This window comes from Salinisphaera sp. S4-8 (assembly GCF_040361235.1).
GTDB lineage: Bacteria > Pseudomonadota > Gammaproteobacteria > Nevskiales > Salinisphaeraceae > Salinisphaera.
The window spans coordinates 296,757-319,766 of the sequence record NZ_APNF01000006.1 but is presented as its reverse complement, the minus strand read 5'-3'; the positions used below and the strand labels follow the sequence as shown (position 1 = coordinate 319,766).

The following is a 23,010-nucleotide window of genomic DNA, read 5'->3' as shown; positions in this document are numbered from 1 at the left end:
CGATATGCGGACAACAGTTCGACGGGCCGCGCCCTGAGGCGACTCGTCTACGCCGCCGCTTAGTGCAGCGTGCGAATTTCGCGGGCGTGCTTGAGCTTTTCCATGACCGAATGCGGCGGATCACCGGCCTGTCGACGCTGGCGGTACCAGGCCATGAGGATGTAGCCGAACACGTCGTCGGTGATGGTGCCGCGCTCGAGGTCGTTGACGTCCTCGAGTGCTTCGATGGTGCCTTCGACGATATCGAGCTGGCCGGTCTGGCTGTCGAAGTGTCGAACCGGCAGTGGCCAGTCGCCCGGCACGTCGATGGATTGAACGGTAGCGGTATGGGTTGCGGTCATTGGAATATGCGTTGGCTGCTCGCCGGCGAGAACCGGCGGTCTGTTCTTATTCGACCCGTTCGGGGCCGGCGTGTATTGAGCTCTGCCGCATTGGCCGGTTTCAGCATGGCACGGCCGCCAGGGATCGCAAAGGCGGCTTCAGACAAGCGGTTGTCGCTGCCCTACCCCGCAGCTTGCGCCCCGATGATTTCGCCCTGCCGGGCGTTTGACGGCTAAGCGATCGAAAGGTAGCCCACCCGCGAAAGCGCGCAATCTTGTGCTGTATCCCATCTTGAATAGCGTGCCGGGCGAGGTTGTGCGTGCCGGCGACATACTCCGCGGCTGCGATGACTCATGCCATGTCCCGCGTCGGTCATTCGGCCAACGACACAGCCTCGTCCCAGTGTTTACCTCTGGCGGGGCAACTGGCCTTCTTGGCGACCTGTTGAACAAGCGGGCCGGCCAGTTGGTAGGCGCGACCGCCGTCGTCGGGCTTGGTCGCGTCCAGCATCTGCCGGTTTTTAAGGGTGTTGCACATGGGTGTCTGAATCCAGAGCGAGCTTTTCGCCGACGAAGGCGACGCAGCATGAACGTCCGCGATTTCTTTGGTCAGCCCGGCCTGGACACCGGGGCTGACATTGCCGTGTTCGTCGGTTTCAGTCGTTGTTGCCTGCTAGACAAGCTCGCCGAACTCCTCGGCGAATTTGACCAGGTCGTTGCTGGCCATGCTCATGACGCCACCGCGCATTGGGAGGGCATCATCGAGGAGGCCGGCATGCGCAGCCGGTCTGCGACCGCCTTGATGACCATGCTGTCGATCCCAACTGCGTGTGCGGCCGGCGCGCCGATCTATCGCCGTTCATCGACATACCCGTTTGCTACAAGCCCTACCGCACCAGCTATAAACGTCGTCATTTCCCCAGCTGGCTACTATTGCTCGCAGCTCGAAGGTAGATTTGCCAACCTGCGGCGGTGGCTTAAGTCGGCAGCGAGTTATAGCTTCGTGCTCTACGATGTTCACGACAGAGCACTGATCGATACCACGCTCGAACGGCTGGACGCCTATTGATCTCTGCCGTCACGTTCGTGCTCGCGGTGTTCTGTGTCGCTGGATACACCGTACCGGTTCAATCTCCAGAGCATTAAGACAGCGACCATAATGAACGGGAAAAGTACAAGAATCGCCACAGGCGCCTCCGCTAGTCCTCGCGGTTCCTTACCCAGCGCTGAGTTTTAGCACCGCAAAGCATTTTCAGGAGAGCCACGCCACGCTTAATTTAGCGTAGTTCGGTTTCGAATTGGCGCTGTGCAGCAAATCCATTTTCCGTACCAGTTAAATGGCTCTGGCAACTGATTAACTCCACGCCAGGCCCGGCTATAGCGTACGTAACCGAGTCAGTCTGATCCGTAGGCATCGCTCCGGAGGATACGAGTGAATCATTCTCAACCCCTGCTTGCGACGAACGCCTCTACATCGGAAAGTCTCCAGCGCGTGCATCCAGGTCCGAGTCGGACCGGCTGCGGCAGCCGCCCCTCCCGGGCCCAACGCCATATCGTATTTCGCGATACTAGAAAGCGATCTGCAAGGTCCCGGTCTCGCTCGTACCGCAGTGTCATGTCGATTTTTCCCGCCATGCTTTTCAGTGCGCTGTTTGAATTCACAAGAACAAGCTACGGCATTACATGATCTATTTTGTCGAGTTAAATACACGCAATGAACACGAGTGCTATCGCCATCGTTGAGAAGATATCTAAAGCGACGAAAACGTTTAGACCTATTACGTAACGCTGCAAGCACAGACCGCCTCATGTTGGACAGTAAGCAAGCGAAGGAATCGGCGAGTCACGAAATGCTCGCTCTTTCAGACTGTAGACTGCAGCGGCTCGTAGTCTCCCACGAGAGCCGAGTGCGACCCTATAGTTGGCTATTGAGATCCCCCTGGCATGAGGCGACCAAGTAGCTATTCGCCAAGCGGGATCGGGTTGCAGCAAAACCTAGCCCACTGCTCCATCATTATGGAGCGTTGCTCCAACAGCTCATCACGAGCATAAGCTGCTCGCGTGGAATCGCTATTGACATGTGCAAGCGCTAGCTCGCTCACCTCATCTGAGGCGTCGGTGCAATTGCGGGCCCAGTCTTTAAAGCTAGATCGAAAACCGTGCGGCACGGCGTCGACATCCATTTTTCTGGTTAACGACGATAGACTCATATCTGATAAAGACCCGCCGCGCGAGGCCGTGAATACCGTGTCCTCGTTTTCAAATCTGGGTAAGGTACGCAACAACGCGACTACCTCTTTCGATAGTGGCACTCGGTGCGCCTTACCGTTTTTTGTTCGCTGTCCTGGCACTACCCACAATGCAGCGTCCAAGTCGATTTCATTCCAAGTGGCGAATCGCACTTCCCCAGATCGAGCGGCCGTCAATATCGCAAACTCAAGCGCCCTCGCCGACATCCCTGTACGTTTTCGGAGCCGTCTCATGAATCCAGGTATTTCTTGCCACGGTAGTGCGCGGTGATGCTTTACCGTCGAAATTTTTGTCGGCTTCGGCAACACCTCCGCTAGATTTCCTTTCCATGCTGCTGGATTCGCGGTCTCGCGATATTTGCGGGCAATCGCCCAATCAAAGACCGCCTCCATCCGTTGTCTAACGCGATTCGCGGTGTGCGTCTTGTCCCTCCATATCGGCTCGATAACCGATAAGACGTGCGACATCTCGACGTCCGCCACTTCCATGTCGCCAACGACTGGAACTGCATATAGCTCTAGGGAGGAAAGCCAATTTGCACGAGAACGCGCGTTGCGAAACTCTGGAGCAATCGCCTCGTGCTTGCGACGAGCAGCCTCGGCAAAGCTCAATCGTTTAGCCTGACTCGCGCGCAACGCCACCTTCGCCGCTTTCCGCTCCTCGATGGGGTCAAATCCCTGGTCAATCTTGCCGCGTGTAACGCGTGCTTTTTCGCGCGCCTGAGCCAGAGTGACGTCAGGGAAACCGCCGAGCCCGATATCTCGTCTTCGACTACCGACGGTGGCACGGAGAATCCATGATCTAGCACCGGATTTCGAAACCTGGAGTAGCAATCCGGCCACGCCGCCCACGGCATGCATGCCAGGCTTATCTAATCGCTTCACCTGAATCGCGCTTAGTTCGATTCCCTTTTTTGGCATCCCAACGACCTACCCAACAATAGCGATGGTATTGGAAGATACGTGGCGTTACTGGACGAATCAAGTAACTATTTATTTTAAAAGGAATATACAGCTCATTGGTAAGCCTTGATACTGGATAAAACATGTTCCCGACACTTCTCCCCGGCACCATCGCTTTTTAGCACCCTTTCCGGCACCCTCTCAGTTCCATCGCAAGCACGCACGTGCCAATGCAACGCGTACCGATGGCGTGCGAATCCGGGGCCATCCGCTTCGAATACCGTTTATCGGTGTTCGCTGTACGCCGGTCGGCGCACAGGCCCTATCCGACTCGCAGGCGTCGATACTGCGAGCATGCTTCAATCTCCCCCAAACACACGGGTTGGTAACCGCGGGTTCACCCTGCTGGAACTGCTCGTCACTATTGCCGTGGCCGCTGTGTTGCTGGCGATCGCGATCCCGTCCTATCTGGGCATGGTCCAGCGCAACACGATTGCGGCCAACGCCAACGATCTGGTGGGCGATTTCAATTATGCCCGCAGCGAAGCCGTCGCCCGTGGGCGGCCGGTCCATGTATGCCAGAGCAACGACCAGTCGAGTTGTGGCAACGGCAGTTGGGACCAGGGTTGGATTATCTTCGCGCCGGACGCCGGCAGCACCGCCCCCACGAACGCCAACATTCTTCGCGTACACGGTCAGCTCGACCAGACCATCAATGTCGGCTACAGCCGCTCGGCTGGCACGCAGGTCATCTTTGATGCCAACGGCTTTGCCCGGTCAAGCAACGGGACATTTGATATTACCTCCAACGATACGACCGATCGCACGCAGATTCGTATCGCCACCAGCGGGCGCATCGAACGTCTGGACCCTGGTGAATCGTCATGAAGCAGCCCGCTCAAGTCCAAGGTTTCACCCTGCTCGAGGCCCTGGTCACGATCGTGATCGTGTCCATCGGCCTGCTGGGCCTACTCGGCCTGCAGACCGTGAGCATCGTCAATACGCAAGTCTCCGCCTCGCGCACCCAGGCCACGTTCGCGGCCGACAACATTGCCGACCGCATGCGGGCCAACCGCGCGGGCGTGGACAGCAACGCCTACGACGGGCTGAATCATCAATCGGCGAATGGCAGCAAACCCAACTGCGACAACGGCAATAGCTGCTCGCCCGCGGAAATGGCGAGATATGACGCCTTCGTCTGGGACGAGGCGCTGGGCAGTTCGCAAGCGGGCCTGCCGCAAGGTCAAGGCGCAATCGCCTGTATCGAAACAGCGGCCACCGGCAGCGGCTGCGTACGCTACAGAGTCACCATCAGCTGGCAGGAACGCCAGCCCGATCAGACCTCGGGTACCGGCACGCCGACCACCCAGTCCTTTCAAACCGTGGTGCAGCCATGAAGCCGCTCAAACAACCGGCGCGAAGCGCGGGCTTCAGCCTCGTCGAGCTCATGGTGGCGCTGGTCGTTTCGCTGGTACTGCTCGCCGGCGTGCTCCAGATCCTGCTAAGCAATCGCAACAGCTTTAGTTTCCAGCGCGATATGGCCGGACTCCAGGAGAACGCACGGCTGACCACGTTCGTCATCGAAAACGTGGTGGCCCACGCGGGCTATCAGGCCAACCTCAACCGCAAGGATCTGTTCGATGCCGCAGGCGCATTCGCCAAGGATGCGTTCGTTGCCGGCAGCGCCGACGACAGCAATGGCAACGACAGCTTGCGCCTACGTTTCCAGGCCACCGCCGGCCATGACGGCTGCAGCGGCCCGGACGCCGATGTAACCGAAGTCGCGGATACCACACTCAAGCTGGCCGATCTCGAACTCTACGTGAACGATGACAACACGCTGCTGTGTCGCGACAACTCGACCGGCGCCAGCCCGATCCCGCAGCCGATCGTCGAAAACGTACAGCGCCTGAATATCAGCTACGGGCTCGATAGCGATGGCGACGGCTCGGTCGATACCTATGCCAACACAATTAATGCAACCAACGCCGCGGATGTCGTGAGCCTGCGTCTCGAGCTATTACTGGAAAGCCAGGACCTGATCACGCCGACGGCGGTGGAACACGACTACACCTTCGCCAGTGGCTCGCCTTTCGAGGTCAGCAACCGTCGGGCCTATCAAAAGATCGACCAGGTGGTCGCGCTTCGTAATGCCATACCATGAATAGCTTTACTACCCTGCCCCGTTGCCAGTCCCAACGCGGGTTCGTTCTCGTGACCAGTCTGATCTTTCTGGTGGTGATCACGCTGCTGGCCGTCTCGGCGATCAGCTCGTCGACGCTGCAGGAACGCATGGCCTCGAACCTGCGCGAAAAATCGCGTGCCCGCCAGGCCGCGGATGCGGCGTTGCGTGCCGCGGAAATCGATCTATCCAGCGCGAACCTGGCCAGCTATCAGAAAGCCCAGAACTGCAGCGAAGACGGCGAAATCAATCAGCCCGAGAGCGGGGTCGTCATCTGCCGGCAAGGCGTTTTTGCCGCCGCAGCGGACGACGGTGGCGAAAGCTACTTCGATGCCGACATCTGGGACTCAGCCGCCGTTCAGACCTACACGGCGGACCAGGAAATCGGTACCGATGTGCGCTTTATCGTCGAGGAACTCGACGACTGTGTCGGTACGGTCGATCCCGAAAAATGTTCCCGCACATATGGCACGTTTCGTTATCGCGTGACCGCGCTGGCCCGCGGCGAAAACCCGGCCGCCATTGCCGTGACACAAAGCGTCTACGAACGCACATATTAAGCCGAGGTCGACCCTATGCTGATTTGCCAATCAATCCCGCGCCTGGCCTCGACCCTCGCCTTGGGAATACTGTGCCTATCTACGTCGGTAGCTGCCGAACTCAAACTTGCCGACCGGCCATTGCTCGCGAGTAACAACGTACCGCCGAATATTCTCGTCGCGGTCGACGATTCCGGCTCGATGGACTGGGAAACATTATTCCCAACCAACAGCGGGCTGCTCTACTGGGACGCCAATAATCGAACGGTGCTCTCGGGTAGCAACTATATCCAGAATGGCGGCACAGCCTACGGCTATCTCTTTCCCAATGGTTCGGGCGAAAAAGGTCGCCGTATCTATACGGATTATGAAGGCGTACCACCGACGCCCCAATTCGGATTCGCCCGATCTTCGGCTTACAACCAGGCGTATTTCGACCCAACAACCGCTTATAGCCCCTGGGAGGGTTACAGCGATGCGACCGCATCTGCTGCGCGTTACGAACCGACCGTGGGTAACCAAGCACTCACACTGAACTTAACCACGGATCAGCGTCAGACCGATAACAACTTTACGTTCTACGTTACAAGCGGCATGAACAGCAGCGGAGTGACCTACAGAAAGCGGGAATGCTTCTTTATTTTTTGTAATTACGAATGGGTTAAAGGTCAGTCCGGGTCAACATTTTCGTCGAATGGCGAAGTGGCTATTGAGTATTTTCCGGCCACTTTTTATATGCCGGCGAACTGGACGCCGCCCAGCGATTTCGGCTGGAAGAGCGGCGCGGCACCGCTGGTGGGCTATTCGCCCAGCTATCCATCGTCGCCAGACATGCGCCGCTACGAAATCAAGGTTGAGAACTTCACCACTACCGCGAAATATAACAAAGCCCTCCAGAATTTCGCCAACTGGTTTACCTACTACAGAAAACGCCATCTGGCGACGCGCGCCGGTATCACGAGCGCCTTCGGCGATATCAACGGCGCGCGTGTCGGCGCCTGCACAATAAACCAGGCGAATGCCGATTCGCCTGCCGACCTCAGCATGCTGATGTTGAATTCCGAGAACACGGACAACTACAACACCTTCAATAATCAGATTTTCAATATCGATTATTTCTCGGCCAAAGGTACGCCCAATCGGCCTGCCCTCAAGTTCCTCGGCGAACAACTCGAAAACAACGAGGACATAATTCAGTCGTCCTGCCAGCGCAATTTCGCAATTCTGTTCACGGACGGTTACAACACGTCGACGGTGACCGGTATTGGTAACACTGATCAGAGCAGCGATGCCCGCAAGACCTACGGCGCGCCCTTCGGTGACAACGAATCGAACACCATCGCCGACGTCGCAATGCAATACTACGAACGTCTCGGCAAGATCACAGGAGCCAAAGAGCGCGGCATCGAACGTAACCAACTCCGCGTCGCCAGTGGCTGCGGCGAAACGCCGCCCGACCCGTGGCTGGATTGCCAAAACGATCTGCATATGGTCACGCTCGGTGTCACGCTTGGCCAACGTGGCGTGTTGTTCGACCCTGACGCCAATTACAGCGAAAGCGATCCTTACGAAACCCCGCCGGACTGGTCGAGCATCAACGTAACCGGTGGCTCGTACGGCAACGAACAGATCGACGACCTCTGGCATGCCACAATCAACTCGCGTGGCAAGTTGCTTAACGCAAAGACGCCGCAGGGCGTAGCCGACGCGTTCAAGACCGCACTGGAAGAAATCCTCTACCAGGATGGTTCGCTGGGCGGGGTAAGCGCCAACTCGCAAAGCCTGGAGACGGGAGCGGCCGCCTATCAGGCGAGCTATGCCGGCGGCACTTGGGAAGGATTTTTGCGCGCTTATACGCTTTCAGCGAATGGCGAAAAAGACGATCTTCTCTGGGAAGCCTCGGAGAACATTCCGGCCTTTGATAATCGCGTGATACTGACCTCCGTCGACAACGGTTCAGGCTTTGAAGGCATACCGTTTCGAGGATCCAAGCTAGCGAATTTCCTGGACAGCCTACTCTCACCACTCGGGGTATCGTTATCGGCGGATATCGTGAGTTATATTCGTGGCAATCAGGCGTTCGAAAAAAGCAATGGCGGAACGTTTCGCAACCGCTACGACAATATTCTCGGCGATATCGTGCAATCGACGCCCACCTATGTCGGTAGCCCAGATCGCGTGCGTTATCCGGTGACTTGGACCGATAAGCACCTCGGCAACGACGCCGCAAATTTCCCCGAAAATGCGCGTAGCGCGCCTCCTTATAGCAGTCCCGGCAACAACAGCAGCTTTGCCGACAAATTTGCCTCTCGTACACCCATGGTGTACGTGGGTGCCAATGACGGCATGCTACATGGCTTCGATGCCGATACCGGTGTCGAGCGGCTGGCCTATATCCCCGGCACACTCCTCGACGATGTGGCAGACCTCAGCGAACCCGGGTACGAGCATCGCTTCTATGTGGACGGTTCGCCGGTAACGGGCGATGCGTTCTTCGGGGGCAAGTGGCATACCGTGCTCGTAAGCGGCTTGAACAACGGCGGCAATGCAGTATTCGCGCTGGACATCACCGATCCCGGTGCCTTCAGCGAAGCTAACGCCGAGGACACCGTGCTATGGGAATATACTGCCGACGGAGAACTGGGCCAGACCTATGGCAAGCCTGCAATCGTACGTCTACACAATGGCGAATGGGCCGCAATCTTCGGCAACGGTTACAACAGCCCGGGCAAAAGCGCCTCCCTGCATCTCGTTGATATCGCCAACGGCAGTCCGATACGCAGTCCAATCGACACCAACTCGGCGCCGACGGGCAACCGCTACCCGAATGGCCTGAGCGAAGTCACGCCGATCGACGTCGATGGCGATTTCATCGTCGATTATGCCTATGCCGGCGATCTCTACGGCAACGTGTGGCGTTTCGATCTCACGTCGAAATCGACCGCCAAGTGGTCTGTCGAAAAACTGTTCACCGCCGAAGCGCCGGGCGGTGGCGTACAGCCCATAACCATGGGCCCGAAGGTTGGCGTGCATCCCTACGGGCGCAACTACGGCGTGATGGTGTACGTCGGTACCGGCAAATATCTCGAGGATACCGACGCCCTATTCAACGAAGACGTACGTAACAGCTTTTACGGCGTTTGGGACAGCAATGTCTTTAGCGTAACGCCCACCAGTAACTGGACTCCGTCCGATAATAAAAATCTCACTCGCCGCAACCTGCAAGTACAGACTATTACCGAAGTCAGCGCGGGCGACGAGAATGAGAAAAAAGCCTATCGCGTGCTTAGCGAGAATGAGGTGACCTACAAGACCACCGATGACGGCACCGGCGTCTATGGTTGGTATATGGACATGCCGCCCCGCAGCGGCGAATTATTGATCACGACACCGACCCTCTACGGCGATTTCGTATTCTTTAATACCCTTATACCGCCGCGCGAAACCTGCGATTTGAGCACCTCCGGCGCTATCATGGCCGTACGTGCCGATACCGGTGGGCGTACCGACCAAGCGCTTCTCGACCTCAACGGCGACTACAAATACAACAGCAGCGACACGATAACTATCAATGGGGAGCAGGTACCCGTATCCGGGATTCGTCTTTCGGATATATCGCCGGTCGGCCCTCTCACCGTAGTAAAACGAAAGGACGGTACGGTCGAAGTGATTTACGGTACGAGCGACGGCAGTGGCATTGGCCGAGTTGGCGTAAATGTCGTGCCACAAACCAACCGACGCGTCAGCTGGCGCGAAATCAGGCGATAGACCATGCGACATCGCGCAACGAAGGGCTTCACCCTCATCGAGCTCATGATTACCGTAGCGATCGTCGGCATTCTTGCCGCGATCGCCTACCCGTCCTATCTCGATCAGGTTCGCCAATCACGCCGTGCCGATGCGCAGAGCGCGTTGTTACAGGCCGCCAACCGGCAGGAGCGTTACTTTACGACGCAGTACACCTATGCCGACACGCTCGACAAGTTGGGCATGCCCGCAGTCACGGAAAATGACGCCTATACGCTCAATGTTAGGGGCGACGCCAACGGCTTCGTTATCACCGCGACCGCACAAAATGATCAGGTCAACGACGATTGCACGTCGCTGACGATCAACGAACGTGGGCAAAAGGCTGCCAACGGCACGGGCTCTAACACCGCGATTAGCCAGCAGTGCTGGTGAACCCGGCGGCCAACGATAAACCACGGCCGTCGCCGCTCGGCGCCGGCTGCCAGGGTACAAACGGGCATTGAAGCGCAGCGTCCTTGCGCGTTTTCAGCACTGGGTCGGGTCCAAGCGCGACGCCGGCATTTGAGTCACCCCGGCCTCGCCGTCAGGGCGCAAAGCCCTGGCATCGCTTATCGGTGCGGCGATGCGACAGCACCTGCACGGCGCGCACGCATCAGGGGTGAGCGTCAATCCTCATAAGCATGACACCGGCACCGCCTCGCCGGTAACGCGGGCCAATTAATGCCGGCGCGGGCGCAGCATGTCGATGCCCATCAGAATCGCGCCCAGCACGATGGCGCTATCGGCCACATTGAATGCCGGGTAATGCCAGCCGTGGATATGAAAATCGACGAAGTCGACGACATACCCACGCGCGGCGCGATCAATGGCATTGCCGAGGGCGCCGCCGAGAATCATTGCAAGCGAGGCCGCGACAAGCCGCTCGCCGTGGGGATGCCGACGCATCCAGATCAAAATACCGATCGCCACCACCACGCTCAGGGCGACGAAGAACCACGGCGTCGCCCCGGCGAAAATACTGAACGCCGCCCCCGTGTTGTGCATTAGCGTCAGGTTGAGCCAGCTGAACAGCGGGATGCGATCGAACAGGTCGAGATTGTTCACGACCAGCTGCTTGGTGATCTGGTCGATCGCGATGACAGCAGCCGATAGCCACAGCCAGTGCACGTTCTGCAATTGAAAGCCGCGCTCGTCCGGCGCGCTGGTCTTGTCGGTGGATAGCGTCATGGGGATTCAGGCTCTTGCAGATGGGCGCGCACGCTGGCGACGTCGCGGTGCATCTGGGCGGTCAAGGCATCGAGCGAATCGTAGCGCTCTTCAGCCCGTATGAACGCTTCGAAGGATACGTCAATCCGCTGGCCGTATAAATCACCCTCGAAATCGAGCACAAAGACTTCCAACAACGGCTCGCGGCCATTCACGGTCGGCCTGACGCCAAAACTGGCCGCCCCGGCGCGGCGCACGCCATCGGCCATATACACCCACACCGCATAAACGCCGTAGCGCGGCGCCGGCTTGCGAGCCAGACGAATATTCGCAGTGGGAAAACCGAGCGTGCGGCCCAGGCGCTTGCCAGCGACCACGCGTCCGCTCACCCAGTAGGCATGGCCAAGCAACCGCGTGGCTTGGCCCACCTCACCCGCGGCCAGCGCATCACGCACGCGGGTCGAGCTCACCCGTGCGCCGTCCACCTGTACGTCGGGCAGCGGCGCGATTTCGATATCGCGATCGTGGGCGAAGGCGCGCAGGGTTTCGATATCGCCGGCACGTTTCTGGCCAAATCGAAAATCTTCACCGACCAGCACATAATGCGCGTTCAAGCGTGCCGCGATCAGATCTTCGAGAAATGCATGCGGCGAGAGGCTTGCGAAGGCCGCATCGAAGCGCGCCCACGCAAAGATATCGATGCCCAGGGCCTGGGCCATGCGCATCTTCTCACGTGGCGAAGACAACCTTGCCGGCGCGCTGTCGGGCGCGAAGAACTCACGCGGCATCGGTTCGAAACTCATCATCACGCTGGGCAGATCCAGGCGGCGTGCATGCTCGCGCAGTTGGCGCACGATCGCCTGATGACCGAGATGCAGCCCATCGAAATTGCCGATCGTCACTGCACAGCCGCGCTCCAGCGCCGGCATGCGGCGAACACAACGCACAATTCGCATACTCAAGCGCTCTCTCGCATGATGAACTCACGCGGGCGCACACCCAGTACACCCAGCACGAGGAAGTACACAGCGATACCGGCGCCAATCCAGATAAGCAGCCACTCAACCCTTGCCAATGCGCCACGGCCGATCCAGACCGACAGATCGGCCGCGCCGAACCAGAGTACGCCACCCATGGCCAGACAACCGGCGCTGACCTGCAGCATGAGTCGACGCCACGCCGCACTGGGGCGGTACACATCCGCCTTGCGCAAATAGCGATAAAGCAAGCCGGCATTAATGAATGCGCCCAACGAGGTCGCGAGCGCCAACCCGGCATGCGGCGCCGGCCAATCCATGAGCGTGAACAGCCCCACGAACGACAGATTCATGATCATTGCGCCAATCAGCGAGATCACGCCACAACGTACCGGCGTTCGCGAATCCTCACGCGAAAAGAAACCGGTCACCAATACCTTGACCAAAGAAAACCCCATAAATCCCAACGCATAGGCCATCAACGCATACTGGCTCATCAGCGCATCGTGGCCATCGAACGAGTGATAATTGAACAACGTGGTCACCAGCGGCCCGGCGAGCACGAACATACCCACCATGGCCGGCAAGCCGACGACCAGCAACAAGCGCAAGGCCCAGTCCAGCGTATCGGAAAACGCGCCCGAAGACTGGCTTGCGTGGCGGGCGGACAGGCTGGGCAGTATCACCGTCGCGATCGCAATCGAAAACACACCCAGCGGAAACTCCATCAACCGGTCGGCATAATACAGCCAGCTCACACTGCCCGAGGCCAGCAACGAAGCGATCACCGTATCCAGCAACAGGTTGAGCTGTGCGACCGACGAGCCGAACAGAATGGGCAGCATCAGTGACAGGATGCGTCGGACCTGCGGATCAGACCATCCCCAGCGCGGGCGCGGCAGGCGATCGATTTGCAGCAGAAACGGCAGTTGGAACGCCAGCTGCACAATACCGGCGATCAGCACGCCCACGGCCAGCGCCATTTCCGGGCGCGGAAAATGCGGCGCCAGGCCGATCGCTGTACCAATCAGGCAGACATTGAGCAATACCGGGGTAAACGCCGGCACGCTGAACCGCCCGTAGGTATTGAGAATCCCGCCCGCCAGTGCGGTCAGCGAGATGAACAGCAAATAGGGAAAGGTCAGCCGCAACAGATCCACGGCCAGATCGAACTGTTGCGGCTGGTGGGCAAAGCCCGGCGCGAATACATAGATCAGCACGGGCGCGGCAATCACCCCGACCACCGTAATCCCGACCAGAATCACGCCCAGCGTACCGGCCACCACATCGATCAGATGCTGGACGTCCCGGCCCGTATCGCGGCTCTTGGTCGCCGAGAGCACCGGCACGAAGGACTGCGCGAATGCGCCTTCGGCGAACAGTCGGCGCATGAAATTCGGGATCTTGAAGGCCACCAGAAAGGCGTCCATACCCACGCCCGCGCCGAAGATGACCGCAAAGATCACATCGCGCAAAAACCCGAGTACGCGCGACAGCAGCGTCATCACGCCGACCGTACTGGTGGATCGCGCCAGCGACGAGGCCATGAATATATTTCCGTAAAAGCGCCAGAGTGCGGCGCACTATAGCGGGATTGCCGAATGCTTTGAAAGCGATCGTGCGCAAGGCGCGCGTATTTCGAACGCGCACATCGCACCCAACGGCCGGTCGCCGATGTCCAACGCATCACGTCCTGCTCTGCACAACCGAGCAGGCGTGTTGAAACGCTGACTACGTGCGCTTTGACCGGGTTGTCCTCTGCTTTAATTGCGCTTGTTCGTGTTCCTTTGCCAACAAGGGCCATCCTTTACTGTTGGCCGAGCGCATCTTCTCGCTGATCGCCAGATGTAACCGCGAACCCGGGAGTTGACAAATGCCGCGCAAATCACAATAATCGCGCGCCTGCCAACCTTACATTCAACGATTTCGAGGAGCCGCTCAGTGGCGAACTCTCCGCAAGCCCGCAAGCGCGCCGAACAGGCCGTAACCCGTCGTGAACGCAACATGGCGCAGCGCTCGCTCGTGCGCACCCATATCAAGAAGGTGCAGAAAGCCATTGCCGCCGGTAGCGAATCCGATGCGCGCGCTGCTTTCCAGGCCGCGGTCCCGATTATCGATCGCATGGCCGGCAAGGGCCAGATTCATCGCAACAAGGCCGCACGCCACAAGTCGCGCCTGAACGCGCAGATCAAGGCTCTGGCGAGCGCTTGATAACGGCCAGACGGGCCGCTTTCGGCCCTGACGAAAAAGCCCGCTACGTGCGGGCTTTTTTGTGGCTGAAAGAATAATGATGTCCGGGCTGCCCTGCGGCCTCGAAGCTTTGCGCTAGCCAGCCCGCGACAGCACCAGGTTGTTGCGGTGGATGAACTCCGGCTCCCCGCCGTAACCCAGCAGCGCTTCAATCTGATCGCTCGATTGCCCGGCAAGCTGGCGAACCTCGCGCGCATCGTAGTTGGCCAGCCCCTGCGCAATTTCCTCGCCCTCGGGGCCGATACAAGCAACCAGATCGCCCCGTCGGAAATTGCCGTCCACCGAGGTAATACCAATCGGCAGCAGGCTACGACCGGCGCTGCGCAGCACCTTCACCGCGCCGGCGTCGAGATGGACCGCACCCCGCACTTGGCGCTGACCGGCGATCCAGTTCTTACGCGCCGCACGGCGTGCACCCTGGCCCGGCGTAAGCAGCGTGCCGATCGACTCCCCGCCCATGATGCGCGCCAGCACATCCGGCGCCAGGCCATCGGCGATGATCGTCGCTGCCCCGGAATCGGCCGCCTGGCGGGCCGCCAGCACTTTCGTTCGCATCCCGCCACGGCCCAGCGCGCCGCCGGTACCGGCCGCGGCCGCCAGCAAAGCGCTGTCGTGGGCATCGCATTCGTCAATCCGGCGCGCATCCGGACGCTGGCGCGGGTCCGCGTCGTAAACCCCTGCCTGGTCGGTGAGAATGAGCATCGCATCGGCATCGAGCAGATTGACCGTCAGCGCGGCCATGGTGTCGTTGTCGCCCACACGAATCTCGTCGGTGGCGATGGCGTCGTTTTCGTTGACGATCGGCACCACGCCCAACCCCAGCAGCGTCATCAGCGTACTGCGCGCGTTTAGATAACGCCGGCGGTCTGACACATCCTCATGGGTGAGCAGCACCTGCGCGGTGCGCAACCCGTGGGTTTCGAAACAGCGGGCATAGGCTTCCACCAACCCCGCCTGGCCAACCGACGCGGCCGCCTGCACCGCACTCAAACTCGACGGACGTTCGCTCCAGCCCAGCCGTACCAGGCCCTCGGCGACCGCCCCGGAGGAAACCAGTACCACCTGACAGCCGGCTTTCTGCAGCGCCGCGATTTGTGCCGCCCAGCCGGCCAGTCGCTCGCGATCGAGCCCGCGACCGTCGGCGGTGAGCAGCGCGCTGCCGATCTTGACCACCCAGCGCCGTGCGCTGGCCAGATCCTTACGCGTCGAAATCATCGCCTTCGTCGTCCGTCTCTCGCATTGCCTCGTCTTGTGCGGGGTCGGCTTCGCGGCGCGCCTGTTCGGCCTCGAGATGATCCATCGCGTCGCCCAGCAATGTCCGCAAGGTATCGGGCTTGACCGCCGACACCGTGTACACGGGGCCTTGCCAGTCGAGCGTTTGCACGATGCGATCCCGAAGCGACGCGACTTCGTCGGCATCGAGTACTTCGGTCTTGTTGAGCACCAGCCAGCGCGGCCGCTCGGCCAGCTGCGGGCTGAACCGCGCCAGCTCGTCGGCGATCATGCGTACGTTCTCGGCCACGTCGCCCTGCTCGAAATCGAGCAGATCGACGACATGAAACAGCAGCCGTGTACGCTGGATGTGGCGCAGAAAACGATGGCCAAGGCCCACGCCTTCCGCCGCCCCCTCGATCAGCCCTGGCAGATCCACGAGCGTAAAGCTGCGCAGCGCACCGACGCTGACCACGCCGACCTGCGGGTTCAGCGTCGTGAACGGATAATCGGCGATACGCGGGCGCGCGCCGGAAACCGCGGCCAGCAGCGTGGATTTGCCGGCATTGGGCATGCCGACCAGACCGACATCGGCCAGCAGCTTGAGCTCCAGGCGTAACTCGCGGATTTCGCCGGGCGTGCCATCGGTGGTCTTGCGCGGCGCCTGGTTGGTGCTGGACTTGAAACGCGCATTCCCCAGACCGTGGAAACCACCCTGGGCAACCAGCAGCGTATCGCCGTCGTGGGTCAGATCACCGATCAGCTCGCCGGTTTCGCGGGCGTAACACAGCGTGCCGACCGGCACCGGCAGATAGCGATTCTCGCCCTTGGAACCCGTTCGGTTCTTGCCCGCGCCGTTCCCGCCACGCTCGGCCTTGAACACCCGGCTTACCCGGTAGTCGTAAAGCGTATTGAGGTTGTGGTCGGCAACCATGTATACGCTGCCGCCATCGCCCCCGTCGCCGCCGTCCGGTCCACCGTGCGGCACGTATTTCTCGCGCCGAAAACTCAGACAGCCGTGCCCGCCATCACCTGCCTCAACGCGCAGATTGGCTTCATCGACGAATTTCATGCGGTTCTCTCTCGGCGCTGTGATGCGGTGGGCTGCGCCTCGCGCACGCCCGTGATCACCCTATTCTCGGACAAAAAAAAGCCCCGCGCTCGGCGAGGCCTTTTTCGCGGCATACGCGCGGTTCGTTACTCGACGGCTTCGATCGAGACGAACTTGCGGTTGCGCGGGCCCTTGACAGCGAAATTGACGATACCGTCAGTGCTGGCATAGAGCGTGTAATCACGACCGGTGCCCACGCCATCGCCGGCATGGAAGGTGTTGCCGCGCTGACGCACGATGATGTTGCCGGCCTTGACCTTCTGGCCACCGAACTTCTTGACGCCGAGGCGTTTCGATTCGGAATCGCGACCGTTGCGGGTACTGCCGCCTGCCTTTTTATGTGCCATGAGTGCTTTCCTCTAACCTGTCTGGTGAGCCGAGCGCTACGCGTCGAACGGTCGCTCAGGCGCCCGGGATCGACGTAATCTTGAGCTGCGTGTAGTGCTGGCGATGGCCGAAGGTACGACGGTACTTCTTGCGGCGCTTGAACTTGATCACCTGGATCTTATCAGCGCGCGCATGCGTCATCACTTCGGCGGATACGGCCTTGCCGTCGAGCAACGGCGTGCCGATCTGGACGTTGTCGCCGTCGGAAATCAGGAGCACGTCGCTCAGATCGATGGTGCTGCCGGCTTCCACATCCAGCTTTTCGACGCGCAGAATATCGCCTTCTGCTACTCTGTACTGCTTACCGCCGGTGCGTATAACCGCGTGCATGACCACTCCACATCGCGTAAAAACAAGGGCTGTTGCCCGTTTGAAGAGCGCGAATGATACGTTCTCGAACCCCCGCGGTCAACGACTGGATACAACAGTCGCTGTTCTTGACAGCAAACGGGCACACGCCTAAGTTTGCGGCTGTTTTCTCAGCCCCTGCCCCATGAGTATCCAGCCGCTTCTCAAGCCGGTCGATGACGATATGCGCGCGGTCGATGCGCTGATCCGCGCACGCCTGAATTCGGACGTCATCCTCATCAACACCCTGGGCGAATACATTATTTCCAGCGGTGGCAAGCGTTTGCGACCCGCGCTGGTGCTACTGGCCGCGCGTGCGAGTGGCTATAGCGGCGAAAAACAGCACCTGCTCGCCGCGATCATCGAATTCATCCATACCGCGACGCTGTTGCACGACGACGTGGTCGACGAATCGACCATGCGCCGCGGTCAGCAGACCGCCAATACGGTCTGGGGTAACGACGCCAGCGTACTCACCGGCGATTTTCTGTATTCGCGCGCATTCCAGATGATGGTCGAGCTGGAAAGCTTCGACGTCATGCGCGTTCTCGCCGACGCGACCAACCGGATTGCCGAGGGTGAGGTCATGCAGCTGATGTATGCCCATAACCCGGATCTCGCCGAGGCGGACTACCTGGAAGTGGTGGATCGCAAGACCGCCAGCCTGTTCTCGGCCGGCTGTCGCCTGGCGGCCCAGCTGGGTGGCTGCGACGCGCAGCAGCAACAGGCCATGGCCGACTATGGCCGCCACCTGGGCGTGGCTTTTCAGGTCATTGATGACGCGCTCGACTACGGCCGCGGCGATGGCAACTACGGCAAGAACGTCGGCGACGATCTCGCCGAAGGCAAGGCCACCCTGCCCGTGATCCGCGCGTTAGCCTGCCTGGACGCCGATACGGCGGCTCCGATTCGGGCTGCTATTCGTGATGGCGACCTCAATGCCATGGATTCGATCATGAAAGCGATTGAATCCACTCAAGCGATGGCATACACTTGCCGCCGCGCTGAGGAGGAAGCCGCCAAGGCTATCGCCGCCCTCGACGCTTTCGAGGAGTCCGAAGCAAAGCGAGGGCTCATCGAGCTGGCCGAGTTCTCGGCCCAGCGACGACACTAAAATCGGAGTATAGCTCAGCTTGGTAGAGCGCCACCTTCGGGAGGTGGAGGTCGTAGGTTCAAATCCTGCTACTCCGACCATTGACTCGTCTTTCCCGACTTCTTCCTGATCGCCACGGGCGTATCGGCGACAAAAGCCGATAACACCCTTTGCCCGCGGGCGCGAAAGCCGGGCGCGACACGCCCGGGCTTTCGGCTATCTGGCTCGTCGCTTCAGGCGCCGGCCTGTTCCTCCATCATGTCGTCGTAGGTCTTGGCCAGTTCAGTCTTGTCGCGCTCGCTCAATACCTTGCCGGCGACCTGAAAGACTTCCTGTTCTTCTTCATCGAGGTGATGGGTCACCAGTTCCTGCAGCTGCTTGGCGTAGGTAAGCCAGGCCGGCGAGCTGTAATCGGTCTGCTCCAGCGTTTCCACCAGCTCGTCGATCTCATGATGCTCGGCCACGCTGTGGCGCGCTTTTTCCTGCGTCTGATCGTATTCCATCAGCGGCACATAAAAATGTCGCTCCTCGGCGGCCGCATGATGATGAAGCTCCGCCTTGAGCGCCGCGAACAGCCCCTCGCGCTTGTCGGTATCGCCGTGCGTGTCGGTGAGCGCGTCGAGTAGGCGGCGTTGCTTGTCGTGGCTTTCACGCAACGCTTCGAAGATATTTTTCACGTATTGTCCTTATGTCGTCTCGGTGGTCTTTAGTGCATTGATGGTACCGTGGCCGAAGACCGCATAAAATCCGGTCGGACACCGATGCGCAAGCCGCCCGCCATCGCACCTTCTCGCCGGTGCGGCTCGGGCGTAACCGGTGCCGAAATCATTTCGAGAACACCCTATGGCCACGAAGAAGAATACGCTCGCAACCCCGGCACTGGGCGGGCTGGCGCGGCAACTCGTCGAGGATCGGCTCATCGATGCCGACAAGGCGCGCGAGATCCAGAACGAAGCCCAACAGGAAGGCGAGTCCTTCGTGGCACGCGTGGTCAGCCGTGGCGTGCTGTCCGCGGCGGTACTGGCCAAGGCCGCCTGCGAAGAATTTTCCATGCCGCTACTGGATTTGCGTGCGGTCGATATCGACCAGATGCCGATCAAGAAGGTGCCGGAAAACCTGATCCGCAAGCACGAAGTCCTGCCGCTCTATGAGCGCGGCCGCGACCTGATGGTAGCGGTCGCCGATCCGACCAATCTGCAGGCGCTGGATGAATTCAAGTTCAGCACGGGCCTGAATATCGAGCCGATCCTGGTCGAACAGGACAAGCTCGCCAAGGCGATCGAAAACGCCTTCAGTGCGATCGACAGCGCCATGGCGGGCCTCGACGACGTCTCGCTGGATGGTCTGAGTTTCGATGATGCCGCCGACAGCAACGAAGCCGCCTCCGATGCCAGTCGTGTCGATTCCGACGACGCGCCGGTGGTGCGCTTCGTCAACAAGGTCATGCTCGATGCCATTCACAAGGGCGCGTCGGATATTCATTTCGAGCCCTATGAAAAAAGCTATCGCGTGCGCCTGCGCCAGGACGGCGTACTGCGCGAGGTGGCCGCGCCTCCGGCCGGACTGGGCATGCGCCTTTCGGCACGCCTGAAGGTCATGGCCCGCCTGGATCTGGCCGAACGGCGTGTACCGCAGGACGGACGGATCAAACTCAACCTGTCGAAGAACCGATCGATCGACTTTCGTGTGTCGACCTGCCCCACCCTGCACGGCGAAAAGATCGTGCTGCGTATCCTCGACCCGACCAGCGCCCAGCTGGGCATCGAGGCCCTGGGGTACGAAGCCGATCAGCGCGCGCTGTTCGAAGAGACGATCCACCGGCCTTACGGCATGGTCCTGGTCACGGGGCCCACGGGTAGCGGTAAAACCGTGTCGCTGTATACAGCGCTGAACATGCTCAACACCGCCGACCGCAATATCTCGACCGCCGAGGATCCGGCCGAAATCAACCTGCCCGGCATCAATCAGGTCAATGTACATCCCAAGGTCGGACTCACCTTCGCCAGTTGCCTGCGCGCGTTCCTGCGCCAGGATCCGGACGTGATCATGGTGGGTGAGATTCGTGATCTGGAGACCGCCGAGATCGCGATCAAGGCCGCCCAGACCGGCCATATGGTGCTGTCCACGCTGCATACCAACGATGCGCCGCAAACGCTCACGCGCCTGGTGAACATGGGTGTGCCGGCGTACAACATCGCGGCTTCGGTATCGCTGATCATTGCCCAGCGTCTGGCACGCCGGCTGTGCAACCACTGCAAGGTCGAAGCCCAGATTCCGCGCGAAGAACTCATTGCCGAGGGCTTTCGCGACGACGAGGTCGACGAACTGCGTCTTTTCGAGGCCAACCCGGACGGCTGCGACAACTGTACCAACGGCTACAAGGGCCGGGTCGGCATCTATCAGGTGATGCCGGTTACCGACGAGATCGGCCAGATCATCATGGAAGGCGGCAACGCCGGCGATATCGAACGCCAGGCCGAACGCGACGGCGTGATCGATCTGCGCGAGGCCGGACTCAAGAAAATGCGTACCGGCGTGCTCAGCCTGGCCGAAGTCAACCGCGTGACCGTCGACTAGCGTCAGTAATTCGGCCAGATACCGGGCGTCACCAACTCCAGCAGATGGGCGTCCGGGTCGCGAAAATAAATGCTGATCGCGCCCTGCGGCCAATGCGTTCGCCCTTCGATGGCAATATCGTTGGCCTGTAGATGCCGTTCCCAGTCGGCGAGCGCCTCGGCCTCGATTGCAAAGGCAATATGCTGGCGCCCTGTGCCGTCGTGGGGCGGGATGGTTCCCTGGGCGTCCGGCAATTCGACGGTTTCGCGGGTTTCGCCTTCCGCGAAGATCAACAACATGTTCCAGGCTAGCGCGTAGGCGGTAAAACGATGATCGGCCGTATGCGCCTGCAATCCCATGACCGACTCGAAGAAGTCGCGGGCCGCGTTCATATCGCGCGTGTAGAGCACCGTTTCTACAACGCCTTTGAGTTGCGGCATCGGGGACTCCTTTGGGCAGGCCGCTGTCGTTCGTGGTGGCCGTTTAGTCGTCGTAGCCGCGATCGCGGGTATCGGTTTCCACCACGACGGCGTTTTCGAGGGTTACCTCGCGCAGCAGACGGCTGCTACCGAAATTGAATATCCAGCGTTCGCGATAAACCGGTACCACGCCGCGGGCCCGGCGATAGTCGTACACGCCATCGTCGTTACGCGCGCTATACACATAGCCGCCGCTTTTCTGTACTGGCTGACCACAGGCCACGAGTAGCCGGTACTTGCTCATGCCGCGCACGATATCGCTCGGCCGGCAGCCCGAGCCGTTGCCCGACACGCTGAACCCATAACCGTCTTCGCGAATACGCTCAAGCTCGCCATCGCGAAAACGCAGAATCTGAAGCAGACGCCGCGGACCGCGATTGTAGGTCCACTCTTCCATATCGGGCACCGCCCCATAGGCGATGCTCGCGCCGCCGATCCAGGGATCGACGAAATCGGGCTCGCCGCAGTTCGCACGAACCACGGCCGCCGGATCACCCGTTTGAACCAGTGAGCCACCGCAGCGCAGGTTGTCGGCGTGGGCCGGCGCACTCAACAGGCACGCGAGCCCTACCAACGCAGCCACGGCCATGTTATAGCGGCCCGTGTTCGATTTTGTCATTAGCCCGGGCCTCGCACGTGGTAACGCCTGCCTTGATAATTGAGTGTGGCGCCGGTGGCATCGATACTCTCCACCGCCGGCCCCTGCGCAAGGCGCTCGCCCTCATGGTAGCGCTGTCCGCGCACGAGGATGAAGCTGCGCCCGGGTACTGAGCTGTAGAGATGGCCGTTGATGGCCACGTCCGGCGCGCCCGGCGGGGGACTGTCGGCGACCGGCGCGCCGCGCTCCTCGTCGGCAACGAAGCCGGCGTCGTCATCCAGCGGCGTGGCCGAATAGGTCACTTTGCCACCCGCACGCGGGCGTGCATCCACCGGCGCATCGGGCAGCGACTCGACGGGCGTGTCGTTATCGCTATTATTGCGGCGTGACGGCGGCAGCGTGGGGCTTGCGGCCGTATCGGTCGCGCTCGCTTGCACAGCGCTACCCGATGCACCCACCACGGGCGAATCGGCTTCGGGCTCTGGCTCGCCGGTGGGCATCGCATCCTTTGTGGCTGAGGAGTCATCAGAACGTACAGCCGTGCGCTGAGGACGTTCGGCGGCCGCGGGCGCCGTTACGCTTTCAGGGGCAGTATCGCCTTGCGCTACGGGCTGCGACTGCTGTTCCGTGGCGGGCGATGTCACCAGCCCGGCAGAAACCGAAGCGGGCAGGAATAGATAGACCAGCAAGGCCGCGTTACACAGTACCAGCACGCCCACCAGCCAGCGCAGCGCGCGGCCGGCGCCCCCCTCGGCGGGGCCGCCCCCGGCCACCGATCGCATATCGGCACGCTGATTTTCGTGGCGTTCGCGCTCGGCCTTTTTCAGTGCATCGACGAGATACGACACGC

The 23,010-nt window shown here is 60.4% G+C and carries 25 protein-coding genes and 1 tRNA gene; 11 read left to right on the top strand and 15 right to left on the bottom strand.

Going from position 1 to position 23,010, the window contains the following annotated elements; translation table 11 throughout:
* Positions 1-59 precede the first annotated feature (59 nt).
* Complete coding sequence (locus S4A8_RS11790; protein WP_006911997.1) at positions 60-341, bottom strand: hypothetical protein; 282 nt, start codon at positions 339-341, stop codon at positions 60-62.
* 352 nt (positions 342-693) lie between these two features.
* Positions 694-858: a hypothetical protein gene (locus S4A8_RS11785; protein WP_293626409.1), complete on the bottom strand. Its 165-nt coding sequence runs from the start codon at positions 856-858 to the stop codon at positions 694-696.
* Positions 859-906: 48 nt separating this feature from the next.
* Here S4A8_RS11785 and S4A8_RS11780 point away from each other — a divergent pair, with 48 nt between their 5' ends.
* Entirely contained in the window at positions 907-1,389 is a 483-nt protein-coding gene (locus S4A8_RS11780) for a hypothetical protein (RefSeq protein WP_293626411.1), read from the top strand.
* A 374-nt stretch (positions 1,390-1,763) separates the two neighbouring features.
* Here the strand turns inward: S4A8_RS11780 and S4A8_RS11775 are convergent, their stop codons facing one another.
* The gene (locus tag S4A8_RS11775) at positions 1,764-1,937 is read right to left on the bottom strand and encodes a helix-turn-helix transcriptional regulator (RefSeq protein WP_084623670.1); all 174 of its coding nucleotides are present in this window, start codon (positions 1,935-1,937) and stop codon (positions 1,764-1,766) included.
* A gap of 344 nt (positions 1,938-2,281) precedes the next feature.
* Entirely contained in the window at positions 2,282-3,490 is a 1,209-nt protein-coding gene (locus S4A8_RS11770) for a tyrosine-type recombinase/integrase (RefSeq protein WP_006912000.1), read from the bottom strand.
* 336 nt (positions 3,491-3,826) lie between these two features.
* Here S4A8_RS11770 and S4A8_RS11765 point away from each other — a divergent pair, with 336 nt between their 5' ends.
* From S4A8_RS11765 to S4A8_RS11740, 6 genes are read left to right on the top strand one after another with little or no spacing between them, the layout of a single operon-like run.
* A complete protein-coding gene (locus S4A8_RS11765) occupies positions 3,827-4,360 on the top strand; it encodes a GspH/FimT family pseudopilin (RefSeq protein ID WP_353175706.1) in 534 nt (177 codons plus the stop codon).
* On the top strand, positions 4,357-4,869 hold the full coding sequence (gene pilV / locus S4A8_RS11760; protein WP_353175708.1) for a type IV pilus modification protein PilV: 513 nt from the start codon (positions 4,357-4,359) through the stop codon (positions 4,867-4,869). The genes S4A8_RS11765 and pilV overlap by 4 nt, the downstream gene beginning before the upstream one ends.
* The gene (locus S4A8_RS11755; RefSeq protein WP_353175710.1) at positions 4,866-5,636 is read left to right on the top strand and encodes a PilW family protein; all 771 of its coding nucleotides are present in this window, start codon (positions 4,866-4,868) and stop codon (positions 5,634-5,636) included. The genes pilV and S4A8_RS11755 overlap by 4 nt, the downstream gene beginning before the upstream one ends.
* Entirely contained in the window at positions 5,633-6,214 is a 582-nt protein-coding gene (locus tag S4A8_RS11750) for a pilus assembly PilX family protein (protein WP_353175712.1), read from the top strand. The genes S4A8_RS11755 and S4A8_RS11750 overlap by 4 nt, the downstream gene beginning before the upstream one ends.
* A 15-nt stretch (positions 6,215-6,229) precedes the next feature.
* On the top strand, positions 6,230-9,961 hold the full coding sequence (locus S4A8_RS11745; RefSeq protein ID WP_353220294.1) for a pilus assembly protein: 3,732 nt from the start codon (positions 6,230-6,232) through the stop codon (positions 9,959-9,961).
* A gap of 3 nt (positions 9,962-9,964) precedes the next feature.
* A complete protein-coding gene (locus tag S4A8_RS11740) occupies positions 9,965-10,375 on the top strand; it encodes a type IV pilin protein (protein ID WP_353220293.1) in 411 nt (136 codons plus the stop codon).
* Positions 10,376-10,660: 285 nt separating this feature from the next.
* Here the strand turns inward: S4A8_RS11740 and lspA are convergent, their stop codons facing one another.
* The 3 genes from lspA to murJ are packed head-to-tail and all read right to left on the bottom strand — an operon-like array spanning position 10,661 to position 13,673.
* A complete protein-coding gene (gene lspA / locus S4A8_RS11735; RefSeq protein ID WP_353220292.1) occupies positions 10,661-11,170 on the bottom strand; it encodes a signal peptidase II in 510 nt (169 codons plus the stop codon).
* The gene (locus tag S4A8_RS11730) at positions 11,167-12,105 is read right to left on the bottom strand and encodes a bifunctional riboflavin kinase/FAD synthetase (RefSeq protein ID WP_353220302.1); all 939 of its coding nucleotides are present in this window, start codon (positions 12,103-12,105) and stop codon (positions 11,167-11,169) included. The genes lspA and S4A8_RS11730 overlap by 4 nt, the downstream gene beginning before the upstream one ends.
* A 2-nt stretch (positions 12,106-12,107) precedes the next feature.
* On the bottom strand, positions 12,108-13,673 hold the full coding sequence (gene murJ, locus S4A8_RS11725; protein WP_353220291.1) for a murein biosynthesis integral membrane protein MurJ: 1,566 nt from the start codon (positions 13,671-13,673) through the stop codon (positions 12,108-12,110).
* Between the two features lie 394 nt (positions 13,674-14,067).
* Between murJ and rpsT the strand changes: the two genes are divergently transcribed.
* Positions 14,068-14,337, top strand: a complete 270-nt coding sequence (gene rpsT / locus S4A8_RS11720; protein WP_353175722.1) for a 30S ribosomal protein S20 — start codon at positions 14,068-14,070, stop codon at positions 14,335-14,337.
* Positions 14,338-14,451: 114 nt separating this feature from the next.
* On the opposite strand, the gene proB is transcribed toward rpsT, so the two are convergent.
* From proB to rplU, 4 genes are all read right to left on the bottom strand, one after another.
* Complete coding sequence (gene proB, locus S4A8_RS11715; protein ID WP_353220290.1) at positions 14,452-15,591, bottom strand: glutamate 5-kinase; 1,140 nt, start codon at positions 15,589-15,591, stop codon at positions 14,452-14,454.
* Positions 15,575-16,660 carry an Obg family GTPase CgtA gene (gene cgtA, locus S4A8_RS11710; RefSeq protein WP_353220289.1) on the bottom strand — a complete coding sequence of 362 codons (1,086 nt, stop codon included), beginning with the start codon at positions 16,658-16,660 and terminating at the stop codon, positions 15,575-15,577. Before cgtA ends, proB begins: the two co-directional genes overlap by 17 nt.
* A 125-nt stretch (positions 16,661-16,785) precedes the next feature.
* On the bottom strand, positions 16,786-17,046 hold the full coding sequence (gene rpmA / locus S4A8_RS11705) for a 50S ribosomal protein L27 (RefSeq protein ID WP_353175727.1): 261 nt from the start codon (positions 17,044-17,046) through the stop codon (positions 16,786-16,788).
* 55 nt (positions 17,047-17,101) lie between these two features.
* Positions 17,102-17,416, bottom strand: a complete 315-nt coding sequence (gene rplU, locus S4A8_RS11700) for a 50S ribosomal protein L21 (protein ID WP_353175729.1) — start codon at positions 17,414-17,416, stop codon at positions 17,102-17,104.
* Positions 17,417-17,579: 163 nt separating this feature from the next.
* Between rplU and S4A8_RS11695 the strand changes: the two genes are divergently transcribed.
* Both S4A8_RS11695 and S4A8_RS11690 read left to right on the top strand, forming a co-directional pair.
* Complete coding sequence (locus S4A8_RS11695; protein WP_353175731.1) at positions 17,580-18,548, top strand: polyprenyl synthetase family protein; 969 nt, start codon at positions 17,580-17,582, stop codon at positions 18,546-18,548.
* Positions 18,549-18,551: 3 nt separating this feature from the next.
* Positions 18,552-18,628 (top strand) — tRNA-Pro (locus S4A8_RS11690).
* A 132-nt stretch (positions 18,629-18,760) separates the two neighbouring features.
* Here S4A8_RS11690 and S4A8_RS11685 read toward each other — a convergent pair.
* The gene (locus S4A8_RS11685; protein WP_353175733.1) at positions 18,761-19,204 is read right to left on the bottom strand and encodes a hemerythrin domain-containing protein; all 444 of its coding nucleotides are present in this window, start codon (positions 19,202-19,204) and stop codon (positions 18,761-18,763) included.
* Between the two features lie 166 nt (positions 19,205-19,370).
* Between S4A8_RS11685 and pilB the strand changes: the two genes are divergently transcribed.
* A complete protein-coding gene (gene pilB / locus S4A8_RS11680) occupies positions 19,371-21,104 on the top strand; it encodes a type IV-A pilus assembly ATPase PilB (protein WP_353220288.1) in 1,734 nt (577 codons plus the stop codon).
* Between the two features lie 2 nt (positions 21,105-21,106).
* On the opposite strand, the gene S4A8_RS11675 is transcribed toward pilB, so the two are convergent.
* From S4A8_RS11675 to S4A8_RS11665, 3 genes are read right to left on the bottom strand one after another with little or no spacing between them, the layout of a single operon-like run.
* Entirely contained in the window at positions 21,107-21,523 is a 417-nt protein-coding gene (locus S4A8_RS11675; RefSeq protein WP_353220287.1) for a VOC family protein, read from the bottom strand.
* Between the two features lie 43 nt (positions 21,524-21,566).
* Positions 21,567-22,181 (bottom strand): DUF2845 domain-containing protein, encoded by a 615-nt coding sequence (locus S4A8_RS11670; RefSeq protein ID WP_353220286.1) that lies wholly within the window; start codon positions 22,179-22,181, stop codon positions 21,567-21,569.
* Entirely contained in the window at positions 22,181-23,008 is an 828-nt protein-coding gene (locus S4A8_RS11665; RefSeq protein WP_353220285.1) for a general secretion pathway protein GspB, read from the bottom strand. The genes S4A8_RS11670 and S4A8_RS11665 overlap by 1 nt, the downstream gene beginning before the upstream one ends.
* Between the last annotated feature and the right edge of the window lie 2 nt (positions 23,009-23,010).